This window comes from Lacisediminimonas profundi (genome assembly GCF_008831265.1).
Classification (GTDB): domain Bacteria; phylum Pseudomonadota; class Gammaproteobacteria; order Burkholderiales; family Burkholderiaceae_D; genus Lacisediminimonas; species Lacisediminimonas profundi.
Window position 1 is genome coordinate 304,157 of record NZ_VTTH01000004.1, and the last position, 13,255, is coordinate 317,411.

Annotated in this window: 16 protein-coding genes; 11 read left to right on the forward strand and 5 right to left on the reverse strand. The window is 61.4% G+C overall.

The features are described from left to right. Positions 1-272: 272 nt before the first annotated feature. The 6 genes from coxB to FVE66_RS13785 are packed head-to-tail and all read left to right on the forward strand — an operon-like array spanning position 273 to position 4,924. Complete coding sequence (gene coxB, locus FVE66_RS13765; RefSeq protein ID WP_151448020.1) at positions 273-1,433, forward strand: cytochrome c oxidase subunit II; 1,161 nt, start codon at positions 273-275, stop codon at positions 1,431-1,433. Between the two features lie 19 nt (positions 1,434-1,452). Beyond that, on the forward strand, positions 1,453-3,048 hold the full coding sequence (ctaD, locus tag FVE66_RS13770; protein WP_151448021.1) for a cytochrome c oxidase subunit I: 1,596 nt from the start codon (positions 1,453-1,455) through the stop codon (positions 3,046-3,048). 53 nt (positions 3,049-3,101) lie between these two features. After that, on the forward strand, positions 3,102-3,221 hold the full coding sequence (locus tag FVE66_RS20500) for a cytochrome oxidase small assembly protein (RefSeq protein ID WP_241673216.1): 120 nt from the start codon (positions 3,102-3,104) through the stop codon (positions 3,219-3,221). Position 3,222: 1 nt separating this feature from the next. Beyond that, positions 3,223-3,789, forward strand: a complete 567-nt coding sequence (locus FVE66_RS13775) for a cytochrome c oxidase assembly protein (protein WP_151448022.1) — start codon at positions 3,223-3,225, stop codon at positions 3,787-3,789. Positions 3,790-3,795: 6 nt separating this feature from the next. Continuing rightward, the gene (locus tag FVE66_RS13780; protein WP_151448023.1) at positions 3,796-4,014 is read left to right on the forward strand and encodes a DUF2970 domain-containing protein; all 219 of its coding nucleotides are present in this window, start codon (positions 3,796-3,798) and stop codon (positions 4,012-4,014) included. A 49-nt stretch (positions 4,015-4,063) separates the two neighbouring features. Beyond that, a complete protein-coding gene (locus FVE66_RS13785) occupies positions 4,064-4,924 on the forward strand; it encodes a cytochrome c oxidase subunit 3 (RefSeq protein WP_151448024.1) in 861 nt (286 codons plus the stop codon). Between the two features lie 56 nt (positions 4,925-4,980). Here FVE66_RS13785 and FVE66_RS13790 read toward each other — a convergent pair whose 3' ends face one another. After that, positions 4,981-5,184 carry a twin transmembrane helix small protein gene (locus FVE66_RS13790; RefSeq protein WP_151448025.1) on the reverse strand — a complete coding sequence of 68 codons (204 nt, stop codon included), beginning with the start codon at positions 5,182-5,184 and terminating at the stop codon, positions 4,981-4,983. An 81-nt stretch (positions 5,185-5,265) separates the two neighbouring features. On the opposite strand from FVE66_RS13790, the gene FVE66_RS13795 reads away from it, so the two are divergent. The 5 genes from FVE66_RS13795 to FVE66_RS13815 are packed head-to-tail and all read left to right on the forward strand — an operon-like array spanning position 5,266 to position 9,239. Next, on the forward strand, positions 5,266-6,000 hold the full coding sequence (locus FVE66_RS13795) for an SURF1 family protein (RefSeq protein ID WP_151448026.1): 735 nt from the start codon (positions 5,266-5,268) through the stop codon (positions 5,998-6,000). After that, on the forward strand, positions 5,969-6,577 hold the full coding sequence (locus FVE66_RS13800; RefSeq protein WP_421829818.1) for an SCO family protein: 609 nt from the start codon (positions 5,969-5,971) through the stop codon (positions 6,575-6,577). Before FVE66_RS13795 ends, FVE66_RS13800 begins: the two co-directional genes overlap by 32 nt. Positions 6,578-6,584: 7 nt before the next feature. Continuing rightward, the gene (locus tag FVE66_RS13805) at positions 6,585-7,712 is read left to right on the forward strand and encodes a COX15/CtaA family protein (protein WP_151448027.1); all 1,128 of its coding nucleotides are present in this window, start codon (positions 6,585-6,587) and stop codon (positions 7,710-7,712) included. 10 nt (positions 7,713-7,722) lie between these two features. Continuing rightward, positions 7,723-8,607 (forward strand): heme o synthase, encoded by an 885-nt coding sequence (cyoE, locus tag FVE66_RS13810; RefSeq protein WP_151448028.1) that lies wholly within the window; start codon positions 7,723-7,725, stop codon positions 8,605-8,607. Continuing rightward, on the forward strand, positions 8,607-9,239 hold the full coding sequence (locus tag FVE66_RS13815; RefSeq protein ID WP_151448168.1) for an SCO family protein: 633 nt from the start codon (positions 8,607-8,609) through the stop codon (positions 9,237-9,239). Before cyoE ends, FVE66_RS13815 begins: the two co-directional genes overlap by 1 nt. Before the next feature lie 85 nt (positions 9,240-9,324). Here the strand turns inward: FVE66_RS13815 and rpoH are convergent, their stop codons facing one another. The 4 genes from rpoH to ftsY all read right to left on the reverse strand — a co-directional run bounded on the left by rpoH (position 9,325) and on the right by ftsY (position 13,155). After that, a complete protein-coding gene (gene rpoH / locus FVE66_RS13820; RefSeq protein WP_151448029.1) occupies positions 9,325-10,224 on the reverse strand; it encodes an RNA polymerase sigma factor RpoH in 900 nt (299 codons plus the stop codon). A gap of 228 nt (positions 10,225-10,452) precedes the next feature. Continuing rightward, positions 10,453-11,382: a cell division protein FtsX gene (locus tag FVE66_RS13825; RefSeq protein WP_151448030.1), complete on the reverse strand. Its 930-nt coding sequence runs from the start codon at positions 11,380-11,382 to the stop codon at positions 10,453-10,455. Then, positions 11,379-12,047 carry a cell division ATP-binding protein FtsE gene (locus FVE66_RS13830; RefSeq protein WP_151448031.1) on the reverse strand — a complete coding sequence of 223 codons (669 nt, stop codon included), beginning with the start codon at positions 12,045-12,047 and terminating at the stop codon, positions 11,379-11,381. The genes FVE66_RS13825 and FVE66_RS13830 overlap by 4 nt, the downstream gene beginning before the upstream one ends. Positions 12,048-12,054: 7 nt before the next feature. Continuing rightward, a complete protein-coding gene (gene ftsY / locus FVE66_RS13835; protein ID WP_151448032.1) occupies positions 12,055-13,155 on the reverse strand; it encodes a signal recognition particle-docking protein FtsY in 1,101 nt (366 codons plus the stop codon). Between the last annotated feature and the right edge of the window lie 100 nt (positions 13,156-13,255).

Consider the following 13,255-nt stretch of genomic DNA (forward strand, 5'->3'; position numbering starts at 1 on the left):
GCTCCGGACGCTGGCCAACGCATCACCAGGCTGATTCCCGCAATGGTGGGGGTGGCATGGCCTGCGGCCAACCATGCTGCAAGGAGCGTGTCCCGTGCAGAGGCGTGACCGGGTGTTGAAGCGTAATTGCGCAGTCACGTCACGCCAGTCGGGTGACCAGTCGGTGACATGCAGCGCCGGAATTTCACACGCGAGCCGAGCCTGGTGTTGATGCAGTCGGGCCGGTAGCCGAAGAATGACAAGAATTCATAATTAGGGCATTTGAGGAAAACATGAAACATGCGAAGCGCCTTCAATCGTTGATGCTCGGGGCATCGCTGCTGATCGCAGGCATGCCGTCCTGGGCGGTGAACGACAGCCAGGGAGGTCCGGCGGTCCGCCAGCTGAATTTCCACGAACCGGTAACCCGGATCGCGTCGGAGATCTATCAGCTCCACAACCTGATGCTCGCCATCTGCATGGTGATCTTCCTCGCCGTGTTTGGCGTGATGTTCTACTCCATCTTCAAGCACCGCAAATCGCTCGGCCACAAGCCGGCGACTTTCCATGAAAGCACTGCGGTCGAGATTGCCTGGACGATCGTCCCCTTCATCATCGTCATCCTGATGGCGCTGCCGGCGACCAAGACCGTGGTCGCGATGAAGGACACGTCCAACGCCGACATCACCATCAAGGCCACTGGCATGCAGTGGAAATGGGGCTACGACTACCTGAAGGGCGAGGGCGAAGGCATCGCCTTCCTGTCCAACCTTTCCACGCCGCGTGAACAGATCGTCGACACGGTCAAGGCCAAGGGCGACAACTACCTGCTCGAGGTGGACAATCCTGTGGTGGTTCCGGTCAATCGCAAGATCCGCATCGTGACCACGGCCAACGACGTCATCCACTCGTGGGCCATCCCGTCGTTCGGCGTCAAGCAGGATGCGATCCCCGGTTTCGTGCGCGACACCTGGTTCAAGGCCGAGAAGATTGGCGTGTACCGCGGCAGTTGCGTTGAATTGTGCGGCAAGGACCACGCTTTCATGCCTATCGTCGTGAATGTCGTGTCCGACGACGAATACAAGAAGTGGGTCGATGGCAAGAAGAAGGCCATGGCCGCTGCCGCCGACGATCCGAACAAGACCTGGACGGTGGCGGAACTGACCCAGCGCGGCGAAAAAGTCTATGCCGCCAATTGCGTGGCCTGCCATCAGGCCAGCGGCAAGGGCGTGCCGCCGGCATTCCCGCCTCTGGACGGCGCGCAACTCGTGGTCGGTCCGAAGCAGCCGCAGGTTGAGGTCATCCTGAATGGGCGCAAGGCGATGCCGCCATGGAAGGGTGTACTGTCCGATACCGACATTGCTGCGGTTTCGACCTACATCCGTAATAGCTGGTCCAACAAGGCCCAGGAAAACATCGTTCAACCGGCCGATGTCGTGGCTGCGCGCAAGTAATTGAAATCAGGAGTTCGAGATGAGCACAACCGTCGTTGATCACGCACACGATCATTCTCACGACCACGCGCACGACCACCCCCACGGCTGGCGTCGCTGGCTTTACGCCACCAATCACAAGGACATCGGTACGCTGTACCTGTGGTTCTCGTTCACGATGTTGATGATCGGCGGCCTGCTGGCGCTGGGAATCCGCGCCGAGCTGTTCCAGCCCGGCCTGCAACTGTTCCGGCCCGAGTTCTTCAACCAGCTCACCACGATGCACGGCCTGATCATGGTGTTCGGCGCCATCATGCCGGCCTTCGTCGGCTTCGCAAACTGGATGATCCCGCTGCAGATCGGTGCATCCGACATGGCGTTTGCGCGGATGAACAACTTCTCGTTCTGGCTGCTGCCGCCGGCCGCGATCCTGCTGGCGACCTCGTTCCTGGTCCCTGGCGGCGCCACCGCTGCCGGCTGGACGCTGTATGCGCCGCTGAGCACCCAGATGGGCATCGGCATGGACATGGGTATCTTCGCGATGCACATCATGGGCGCGTCGTCGATCATGGGCTCCATCAACATCATCACCACCGTGCTGAACATGCGCGCCCCGGGCATGACACTGATGAAGATGCCGATGTTCTGCTGGACCTGGCTGATCACCGCCTACCTGCTGATCGCCGTGATGCCGGTCCTGGCTGGCGCGATCACGATGACGCTGACTGACCGCCATTTCGGCACCTCGTTCTTCAACGCTGCAGGCGGCGGCGACCCGGTGATGTACCAGCATATTTTCTGGTTCTTCGGTCACCCCGAGGTGTACATCATGATCCTGCCGGCATTCGGCATCGTTTCGCAGATCATCCCCGCTTTCGCACGCAAGCAACTGTTCGGCTATGCATCGATGGTCTATGCAACCGCGTCGATCGCCATCCTGTCGTTCATCGTCTGGGCGCATCACATGTTTGCCACCGGCATGCCGGTGACGGGCCAGTTGTTCTTCATGTACGCCACGATGCTGATCGCAGTGCCGACCGGCGTGAAGATATTCAACTGGATCGCGACCATGTGGAGGGGCTCGATGACTTTCGAGACGCCGATGCTGTTCGCGATCGGCTTCATCTTCGTGTTCACGATCGGCGGTTTCACCGGCCTGATCCTGGCCGTGACGCCGCTCGACATCCAGATGCAGGACACGTACTACGTCGTGGCCCACTTCCACTATGTGCTGGTGGCCGGCTCGCTGTTCGCCCTGTTTGCGGGCTACTACTACTGGAGCCCGAAGTGGACCGGCTTCATGTACAACGAGTGGCGTGGCAAGTTCCACTTCTGGAACTCCATCATCTGGTTCAACGTGACCTTCTTCCCGATGCACTTCCTTGGGCTGGCTGGCATGCCGCGTCGTTACGCCGATTATCCGGCGCAGTTCACCGACTTCAACGTGGTGGCCTCGATCGGCGCGCTGCTGTTCGGCCTGAGCCAGGTGTACTTCGTGCTGTTCGTCGTGATCCCGTCGATTCGCGGCGGCAAGAAAGCGGAAGACAAGCCATGGGACGGCGCTGAAGGACTGGAGTGGACGGTACCGAGCCCGGCACCTTTCCACACGTTTGAAGTGCCGCCGACGGTCAAGTAAGGCCTCGGAAATACAACGCAGGAGGGCGGGCCTGGTGCCCGTCCGCAAAAGAAATGTCAGATGACAAGCAGCCGAACAAGCAGCCGAACAATTTGAAGACAGCAGTGATCCTGCTGTCTGTCGCCGTGGTGTTCTTTATCGGCGTATTCATCAAGCGTACCTGGTTCAGCTGAGATGGATGAACAGGGAAGGGGCGGTTCGGGCGGCAAGCATCTGAATGCACAGATGCTGGGCAAGCTGCTGGTGATTGCAGTCCTGATGTTCGGTTTTGGCTATGCGCTGGTGCCGATTTACCAGAAGATCTGCGAGATCACCGGCATAAATTTCCTGACGCCAAAGGATGTGACGGTCGAGGCGCCAACCAATACGCAGGTCGACAAGAGCCGGACGGTGACGGTCGAGTTCGATGCGAATTCGCAGGGGCCGTGGCGGTTTCGTCCGACAGTATCGAGCGTGACGGTTCATCCTGGCGAGATGACGCAGGTTGTGTACGAAGTCGTGAATACGCAGCCGCGCAGCATCGATGGACAGGCGATACCAAGTTATGCGCCGCAGCAGGCGGGCGAGCATCTGAAAAAAGTTGAATGCTTCTGCTTCAGGCAGCAGACATTGAAGGCGAACGAAGCGAAGCAGATGCCGGTGGTGTTCTATATAGACCCGGCGCTGCCGCGTGATGTGAAGACGATAACCTTGTCGTACACCTTCTTCGAAGTTGCCGGCACCGGCAAGAAGGCGAGTTGAGGCAAGATGGACGATCTGAAGAAGGCCACGCAGCGCAAGATGTCCTTCCTGGCCACGTTGAAGGCGGTGTTCTGGTCCTTTTTCGGCGTGCGCAGGAAGAGCGATTACGAGTCGGACTCGCAGCGGCTGAATCCGGTGCACGTGATCATCGCAGGACTGATTGGCGCCGCGCTGTTCATCGCGGGGCTGGTATTGCTGGTGAAGCTTGTGGTTTCGCCGGCCTGAGGGCCGCAGCCAGGGCACAACAAGAATTAAAGTTATACATGGAGCGGAAATGAGTTCTCAACACGGAAGTGCACCTTACTATTTCGTCCCCGGTCCGTCGTCCTGGCCGGTGCTTGCAGGCGCGTCGCTCCTGCTGACCATGATCGGCGCTTCGGCCTGGGTCAATGGCTACTCGTGGGGTTCGTACGCCAACCTGCTCGGCATCGCCGCCACGCTGGTGGTGCTGTACAAGTGGTTCGGCGAAGCAATCAAGGAATCCGAGGGCGGCCTGTACAGCCAGCGGGTTGACCTTTCCTTCCGCTGGAGCATGAGCTGGTTCATCTTCTCGGAAGTGATGTTCTTTGCCGGCTTCTTCGGCGCCCTGTTCTATGCGCGCTCGGTCACGATGCCATGGCTGTCGGATCTCGACCACAAGTTCATCTGGCCGGATTTCGTCGGGCAGTGGGGTCACGCCGGCCCGGCCGGTACCGTCGACCCGTTCACCACGATGGGCCCGTTCCCGATCCCTACGATCAACACCGCGCTGCTGTTGCTGTCTGGCGTGACGCTGACCATCTCGCACCATGCCCTGCGCGCCGGCCATCGCAGCAAGACTGCGTTCTGGCTGTTCGCCACCATCGTGCTGGGTGCAGTGTTCATGGGCTTCCAGGCTTATGAGTACATGCATGCTTACAGCGAACTGAACCTGAAACTGACCTCGGGCATCTACGGTTCCACCTTCTACATGCTGACTGGCTTCCACGGATTCCATGTCACGCTCGGCGCAATCATGCTGGCGGTCGTCTTGCGCCGGGTGCTGCGCGGTGACTTCACGGCGGAGCAACATTTCGGATTCGAAGGCGCAGCCTGGTACTGGCACTTCGTCGACGTCGTCTGGCTCGGCCTGTATGTCGTCGTGTACTGGCTGTAAAGCACACAGGCAAATGAAAAAGCCGCACTTCGGTGCGGCTTTTTTACTGTTGGGGCCTAGCGTATGCCGGTCGGCTGGATCCAGCCCATCTTGTAGGCCGCCAGTATCAGCACGAACATCAGGATCGAAAAGCCGACCCGCATTGCCAGCGCAGTAACAGTACGGTTGGACTTGCCTTTGTCACGCATCAGGAATACCAGCGCGGCGCCGAGGCTGCCAAGTATCAGGATAAAGCCGATTATTGCGACGAGAATTTTCATTGTGAACATGCAGTCCGGCACGCCGGAAATGGCGAAGCAGGTGGGTTGTGCGGGCCGGGTGGTCCGGGGGATGTCATTGTAATGCGATTCGCTTTTCGATTCCGCTGGATACCATTCGTCGCCACCGTGCTGGTCATGTGCGTCGGCATTGCGCTGGGGGAGTGGCAGCGCGGCCGCGCACTTCAAAAGGAAGGCATTGCAGCCATGCTGGCCGAGCGCTCGGTACTCGCGCCGGTGGTGCTGCGGGCGGGCGAGTCGCTGCCGCCGGTTTCCGAGCTTGAATACCGCCAGGTCGTTGCTGACGGGGAATTCCTGGCCGACTGGCCGGTCTACCTGGACAACCGGCCCCACGGCGGGGTGCCGGGCTTCTACCTGGTCATGCCGTTTCGGATCGGCAGTACGGGGCCGGTGGTGTTGGTTTCGCGCGGATGGCTGCCTCGCGACCCGCAGGAGCGCACGCGGCTGCCGCACTTGCGCACCCCGCGCGGTACGGTCACGGTAAGAGGGACAATACGGCGTCACCCCGGCCAGGTGCTGCAGTTGGGCCAGCCGGCCGCCATCAGGCCAAACGCGATCCTGCAAAACCTGTCGCCGGCCGATTTCGCGGCGGCGAGCGGCATTCAAGTCCTGTCTTTTATAATCGAGCAGGCAGGCATCGGCGTCAGCGGGCCGGACGCCGATGGCCTGGTGCGCGACTGGCCGCAGCCATCGTTCGGCTCCGACAAGCACCGGGGCTATGCTTTCCAGTGGTACGCACTCGCTGCGACCGCTTTACTGTTTTTCCTTGTCACGGGATTTCGAAGTGGAACAAAGTAAACCCCGCGCAGGCGGCAATTGGGCCCTTTGGGCCGTCATCGCCGTTTGTGCGGCGCCCCTGCTGCTCTCTTATCTCACCTATTATGTGATCAAGCCGCAAAGCCGCAACAACTACGGCGCGCTGATCGACCCGCGCAATTTCCCGATTCCCCCGCTGCAGGGGCGCACACTGGACGACAAGCCGCAGGAACTCGATGCCTATAAGGGCAAGTGGATCATCCTGCAGGTAGACAGTGGTGATTGCCAGCAGTATTGCCAGAAGAAACTGTATGAAATGCGCCAGCTGCGCCTGACCCAGGGCAAGGAAATGACCCGTGTGGAAAGGGTGTGGCTGATTACCGATAAGCAGCCGCTGGACACCATGCTCATGCGCGAGTACGACGGCACGCACATGATGCGGGTCGACCCGGCCAAGCTCAGCGCCTGGCTTCCGGTCGAACAGGGCACGAGCGCAAGCGACCATCTTTACATGATCGACCCTTTGGGCAATCTGATGATGCGTTTTCCAAAGGATGCCGACCCGAATCGCGTCAAGCGCGACCTCGGCAAGCTGCTGAAAGCCTCCAAGATCGGCTGACGCGACCATGCTGCTCCAACTTGCCATCAAGGGATTGCTGGTCGCGCTGTTGCCACTTTCGATCGTGTGGGCGTCGAAGGACACCGACAAGTATCGCAAGCTTGCCTGGGTGACGGTGTTCCTGACTTTCGACCTGGTCATGTTTGGCGCCTTTACCCGGCTGACGGATTCCGGCCTGGGCTGTCCGGACTGGCCCGGCTGCTATGGCGAATCGAACCCGTTCCTGGCGCATGAGCAGATCAGCGCTGCGCAGGCCGCGATGCCGACCGGCCCGGTCACGGTGGCCAAGGCATGGATAGAAATGATCCACCGCTACCTGGCGATGGCCGTTGGCGTGCTGATCATCACGCTGCTGGTCGTCGCCTGGCGCAAGTGGCGCCAGTCGGGGCGGGCCGATGCGCGCTTTGCGCCGGCTTTTCCCATGCTGTTACTGGTATTCGTCTGCGTGCAGGGGGCGTTCGGTGCATGGACCGTGACTCTGAAATTGCAGCCGGTGATCGTCACCATTCACCTGTTGCTGGGGATGGGGCTTCTGGCCATGCTGGCCTGGCATGCTTCGCGCCAGGGGCTGGCGCCGCTGCCGGTTCCTGCATTGCACGGTTCCGCCTTTCGGGACCTGCGCCTGCCAGCCGCGGCGGCGCTGGTGGTCGTCTTCATGCAAATAGCGCTTGGCGGCTGGGTGAGCACCAATTATGCCGCGCTGGCCTGCCCGGATTTCCCGCTCTGCCATGGAAAACTGGTGCCGGACATGGACATGGAAAACGGATTCCACCTGTGGCGCGAACTGGGCAAGACTGCAGGCGGCGAGTATCTTCAGGTATCCGCGCTGACGGCAGTCCACTGGGTGCACCGGAATTTTGCGGTCGCTGTGCTGCTGGTGCTTGGATGGACGGCGCATCGCGCACTGAAGGTGCCGCAACTGGGCCGGTTGGCCCGCGCAATCCTGATCGTGCTGGCGCTGCAGTTGCTGACCGGCATGGCGACCGTGTTCCTCAACTGGCCACTGGCGCTCGCCGTGCTGCACAACGGCGGCGCGGCCCTGATGGTCGTCCTGCTCACCGTGTTAAACTTTCGGGTTGCCATCGGCTCCGCACCCCACGCAAGCGGGTTGTCTGCACACCCGGCCCCCGTCTGATTTTTCGCCAATGTCCACATTGACCATAGAACAAAATCGCATCGCCCAGTACTGGGCACTGACCAAGCCGCGCGTCACGCAGCTGGCCGTGTTCTGTGCCGTCATTGGCATGTTCCTCGCCACGCCCGACCTGCCCGACTGGAAGATTGTGGTTGCGGCAACGGTTGGCATCTGGCTGCTGGCAGGTGCCGCATTCGCCGTGAACTGCCTGGTCGAACGCGAGATCGACGCCCGCATGGCGCGCACTGCGCGCCGGCCGATGGCGCGCGGAGAAATCTCGGTCGTGCAGACCCTGGTTTTCTCGGGGGTGATTGGCGGAATGGGCATGTGGGTGCTGTACAACCTGGTGAATCCGCTGACCATGTGGCTCACCTTCGCCACTTTCGTCGGCTATGCGGTCATCTACACGATCATCCTGAAGCCGGCCACGCCGCAGAACATCGTGATTGGCGGCCTCTCCGGCGCCATGCCGCCGGCGTTGGGATGGGCCGCAATCGCCAACGACGTGCCGATGCAGGCATGGATCCTGGTCCTGATCATATTCATCTGGACGCCGCCACACTTCTGGGCATTGGCCATGTACCGCCGGGATGATTACGCGCGCTCCGGCTTGCCCATGCTGCCCGTGACCCACGGATTGAAATTCACCCAGTTTCACGTCTGGCTTTACACCATTGCGCTGGTGTCGACCTCGATGCTGCCGTTTGCCGTGCGCATGAGCGGCGTGATCTACCTGGTGAGCGCTGCCGTGCTCGGCGCCGTGTTCCTCTGGCATTCGTGGCAGATCTGGCGCCATTACACCGACCTGATTGCACGCAAGACCTTCACCTGGTCGATCATCTACCTGTCGCTGTTGTTCGCGGCACTGCTGGTCGACCATTACATCCCGCTATGATGAAAAAGTTCGCGCACCTGCTGTTCGGTTCCCTGCTTGCATTGCTGCTGCTGGCCGGCTGCAAGGACAAGGGCAGCGAAGGCGGCCAGATGTTGCTGTCGCCGGCCAAGTCCTCTTTCAGGAACACTGACGTTACCGGCCTCGGCTATGCCAAAGATTTCAACCTGATCGACCACAATGGCAAGCCGCGCCGCCTGGAGGATTTCCGGGACAAGGTGGTCGTCATGTTTTTCGGATACACCCAGTGTCCCGACGTCTGTCCCACCACGATGTCGGAAATGGCCGAAGTGATGAAGCAACTGGGGCCGGATGCATCTCGTGTGCAGGTGCTGTTCGTCACGGTCGATCCCGAGCGCGATACGCCCGAACTGCTGTCCAAATACGTCCCTGCTTTCGATTCCCGTTTCCTTGGCCTCAGCGGAGACCAGGCAGCGACAGAGAAAGTCGCCAAGGAATTTCGCGTGTTCTACCAGAAAGTGCCGGGCAAACAGGCGGGGAGCTACACGATGGATCACACCGCCGGCAGCTACGTATTCGATGGCAAGGGACGGATCCGGCTTTTCGTCCGCCATGGGCAGGGTTCCGAACCGATCGCGCACGATATCAAGCAACTGCTGGCCGAAGCCAGGTGAGCGCGCTGGCCTGAAGCCGGACCAGTACGGAAATAAAAAAGCGCCCTTCACACACTGAAGGGCGCTTTTGATTGGGACGGGCAGATCAGATATAGGCTGCCAGCGAACCTTTCATCTTCTTCAGTGCCGATGCCTCGATTTGCCGGATCCGCTCGGCCGACACGCCGAACTCGTCCGCCAGCTGGTGCAGGGTCATGCCGGAGCCATCGTCGTTTGCCAGCCAACGCGCTTCCACGATGCGCCGTGAACGCGGGTCGAGCTTCTCCAGCGCCGACTCCAGCCCTTCGGATTGCAGGCGGTCAAACTGCCGTGCCTCCAGGACATGGGTAGGCTCGCTGCTTTCGGACGACAGGTAGGCGATAGGCGAGAACTTGTCGTCCTCGTCATCGGTGGGCGACTCCAGCGCGATGTCCCGTCCCGAAAGGCGGGTTTCCATCTCGATGACTTCTTCCCGCTTCACGTTCAGGATCCTGGCCAGGTCGTCGACCTGCTTGGGCGACATGGAGTCCAGCCCTTCCTTGTGGCTGCGCAGGTTGAAGAACAGCTTGCGCTGGGCCTTGGTGGTCGCCACCTTGACCAGGCGCCAGTTTTTCAGGATGTATTCGTGCATCTCGGCCTTGATCCAGTGCATCGCATAGGACACCAGCCGGACTCCCTGGTCCGGGTCAAAGCGCTTGACTGCTTTCATCAGGCCAATATTGCCTTCCTGGATCAGGTCGGCATGCGGCAGTCCGTACCCGAGATAACCGCGGGCAATCGAAACCACCAGCCTCAGATGGGAAAGGATCAGCTTCTGGGCAGCCGCCAGGTCGTTGCTCTCGCGCAGGCGCTGAGCCAACGCGATTTCTTCTTCATGGGTCAGCATCGGCAGACGGTTGACCGCGGAAATATACGCGTCGATGTTGCCGAGATTGCCAGAAAAACCGAGTGCAAGCGGATTCCCGGCCGTCGGGACCAGAGCATCGGTTGCAGACGTTGAAGCCATAAGGTTCTTCTCCATATTTGCGGGAAATCCGCACATTGCAAAGCAGCATTCGGGACGATATTAGCACTCCGAAAGAGAGAGTGCTAATTTGATTGCGGCATGCTGCCAATAGTTAGCTGCTATGAACCGTACGGCTGGAATTGCACCGAACTACTTTAGAGTATCCGGATGCCTGGAAGTTGCGGCGCCTCAAAGCCGGAAGCTGCCAGTTCTGCCAGCGTTTCCGGCTCAGGTCCAGGATTGCCCAAGGTGGCGACGCACCGAAAGGCCGGCGCCAAGGCAGCCGAGCAGGACGCTCATCGCCAGCAAGCCGGCGGACGGCGCCGGGCCCAGCGGCAGCAGCCGGAATTCCGACCCGTACAAGCGGGCCAGTTCGGCCACGCTGCTGTTGAGCCAGGGAAGCATGCCGGCGACGGCGCCCAGGGCCAGCGCGCCGCTGAGCAGCCCCAGCAGGGCGCCGGCGTAGTAGAAGGGGCGGCTGACGAAAGCATCGGTCGCACCGCACAAGCGGCAAAGATCGATCTCCTCGCGCTGCGTCAATACCTGCAGTCGCACGGTATTGAATACCACCGCCACCACCACGATTCCGAGCGCAAGCCCGGCCATCATCAGTGCCAGGCGGAAAATCCGGGCCAGCGCCGCCAGTCGCCTGATCCATTCGGAATCGACCTGCACGTGATCCACGCCGTCCAGTTTGCCGAGTGCGGCCGCGAGCGCTTCGGCGCGTTGCGCCGGCACGCCTTCTTCGGCGCCGGACAGCCGCAGCAGCCAGGCGTCGGGCAGCGGGTTTTCGCCCAGTACCGCGACCGCTTCACCGATCGCAGTGCGGTTCTTGAGGCCAGCCAGTGCGCGGTCGCGGGAGATGAATTCGATCCGGGCCTGCGGGTCCGCCGCCAGCGCCAGGCGCCGGATTTCGCTCGCTGGCGCCGGAGTCCGGGACGGATTTGCCGCGGGAGCGAGAAACACGGTGATTTCCGGATCAGAGGCCAGCGCACGCGTCACCGGCAGCAGGTTATCAAGCAGGGTAAGTCCGGCAAACGGCAAGATCAGCACTGCCGCGATCACGATCGCGTTGAACAGGAAGCTGCCCCAGGTGTGCCGCGCGCGCCTGCAGGCATCAGCGAAGGCGGCGGCATGCTGCCGCAACCAGGCGCTCACGCGATACTCCCTGCATGGCTGACCAGCCGGCCCTGGCTCAGTTCCAGCACATGATCGCCGGCATCGAGGAAATGTTCGTCGTGGGTCGCAATCACGCAGGTGACGCCGGCCTGGTTGAAATCCCGCAGCAGCTCCATCACGCGGGTAGCAGCTACTCGGTCGAGGTTGGCGGTGGGTTCGTCGGCAAGGATGATCTGGGGCCGGTGCACGATGGCGCGGGCAATGGTGGCGCGCTGCTGCTCGCCGCCCGACAGCGTCACGGGTGAATGGTTAGCCTTGTGCGCCAGGCCCACTTTTTCGAGTGCAGCCAGCGCGCGTTTTTGCGCATCGCCGCGACGACCTCCGGTCACCAGCAGCGGCAGCATCACATTGGCAAGGACGCTACGGTCGGAAAGCAGGCGTTGCTGCTGGAAGATGAGTCCGAGCCGGCGGCGCAGCCACGGTAGCGCGGAGGGCCGCAGCTTGCCGATATCCTGTCCGCCCACCACGACCGAACCGCTGGTCGGCTTCTCGATCGCGGCAATCAGCTTCAGCATGCTCGATTTGCCGGCGCCCGAAGGGCCGGTCAGGAACAGCAGCTTGCCGGGAGCGACCGCCAGGCTGACATCGGCCAGTGCGCCGGCGCTGCCCGGGTAATCCTTGGAAACGTTCTCGAACTTGATCATGCCTCGTTCAGCCGAGCAGTGCGTCGGCAAATTCGCGTGCGTTGAACGGCTGGAGATCCTCGATCTTCTCGCCGACACCGATGAAATATACCGGCACCGGGCGGGCCTTCACAATCGCTGCCAGCACCCCGCCTTTGGCTGTGCCGTCCAGCTTGGTCACCACCAGGCCGGTCAGCGACAGTGCATCGTCGAAAGCCTTGACCTGGGCGACCGCGTTCTGGCCGGTATTGCCATCAATTACCAGCAGCACCTCATGCGGCGCCGATTCCATGCCCTTGCCGATCACCCGGCGCACCTTGCGCAGTTCCTCCATCAGGTGCAGCTGGGTTGGCAGCCGCCCGGCGGTATCCACCATCACGACGTCGATGGATCGGGCCTGGGCCGATTGCACGGCGTCAAAGGCGACTGCAGCCGGATCGCCCGATTGCTGGGAAATCACGTGGACATTGTTGCGTTCGCCCCAGATGGTCAGCTGTTCGCGGGCGGCCGCGCGGAATGTATCGCCCGCCGCCAGCAGCACGCTTTGCCCGTGCGACTGCAAATGCTTGGCCAGCTTGCCGATGGTCGTGGTCTTGCCGGCGCCATTGACGCCCGCGATCATCATCACCGTCGGCTTGTGCCGGCCCAGCACCATTGGTTTTTCGAGCGGCGTGAGCAGTTCGACGATCAGGTCGCGCAGCGCGGTTTTTACCTGTGCCGCGTCGGTCAGCTTTTGCTCTTTTACCCGTTTCTTCAGGTCATCGAGCAATGACTGCGTGGCGTCGACGCCGGCATCCGCCATCAGCAGCGCCGCCTCGAGCTCTTCGTAGAGATCGTCGTCGATGCGGGCACCGATGAACAGCGTGGTCAGGCTGGAAGAAGTTTTTGACAGGCCGGTTTTCAGCCGGGCGAACCAGGACTTTTTCTCCTGTTCACTGGTCGCGGCGGTAACGATCTCCTCGTCGGCGGCCGGCGCCACGGCCGCTTGGGCCAGTTCCGCCGGTTCAACGGCAATCGGCGCAGCTGGCGCCGATTGCGCAGGCGCCGGCTCCTGCTGCACCGGTGTTGTGACCGGGGCGGGCTCCTGCGGCGGCAGATCTTTGGGCTTTCTTTTGAAGAAACTAAACATCAGGCGCGAAGTGGGAGTGGTGGACGTCGGGCGACGCCGGGGACAATGGGGCTAAAATCAGGGCCTTTGTCGTTGCCTGCAGAATCCAGTGTCTGTCGGG

Coding starts and splice junctions, on each gene's coding strand:
- coxB (WP_151448020.1), top strand. CDS start 273: ATGAAACATGCGAAGCGCCTTCAATCGTTGATGCTCGGGGCATCGCTG.
- rpoH (WP_151448029.1), bottom strand. CDS start 10,224: ATGGCTTCAACGTCTGCAACCGATGCTCTGGTCCCGACGGCCGGGAAT.
- cyoE (WP_151448028.1), top strand. CDS start 7,723: ATGTCCACATTGACCATAGAACAAAATCGCATCGCCCAGTACTGGGCA.
- FVE66_RS13775 (WP_151448022.1), top strand. CDS start 3,223: ATGGATGAACAGGGAAGGGGCGGTTCGGGCGGCAAGCATCTGAATGCA.
- FVE66_RS20500 (WP_241673216.1), top strand. CDS start 3,102: ATGTCAGATGACAAGCAGCCGAACAAGCAGCCGAACAATTTGAAGACA.
- ftsY (WP_151448032.1), bottom strand. CDS start 13,155: ATGTTTAGTTTCTTCAAAAGAAAGCCCAAAGATCTGCCGCCGCAGGAG.
- FVE66_RS13795 (WP_151448026.1), top strand. CDS start 5,266: ATGCGATTCGCTTTTCGATTCCGCTGGATACCATTCGTCGCCACCGTG.
- FVE66_RS13830 (WP_151448031.1), bottom strand. CDS start 12,047: ATGATCAAGTTCGAGAACGTTTCCAAGGATTACCCGGGCAGCGCCGGC.
- FVE66_RS13805 (WP_151448027.1), top strand. CDS start 6,585: ATGCTGCTCCAACTTGCCATCAAGGGATTGCTGGTCGCGCTGTTGCCA.
- FVE66_RS13785 (WP_151448024.1), top strand. CDS start 4,064: ATGAGTTCTCAACACGGAAGTGCACCTTACTATTTCGTCCCCGGTCCG.
- ctaD (WP_151448021.1), top strand. CDS start 1,453: ATGAGCACAACCGTCGTTGATCACGCACACGATCATTCTCACGACCAC.
- FVE66_RS13790 (WP_151448025.1), bottom strand. CDS start 5,184: ATGAAAATTCTCGTCGCAATAATCGGCTTTATCCTGATACTTGGCAGC.
- FVE66_RS13815 (WP_151448168.1), top strand. CDS start 8,607: ATGAAAAAGTTCGCGCACCTGCTGTTCGGTTCCCTGCTTGCATTGCTG.
- FVE66_RS13780 (WP_151448023.1), top strand. CDS start 3,796: ATGGACGATCTGAAGAAGGCCACGCAGCGCAAGATGTCCTTCCTGGCC.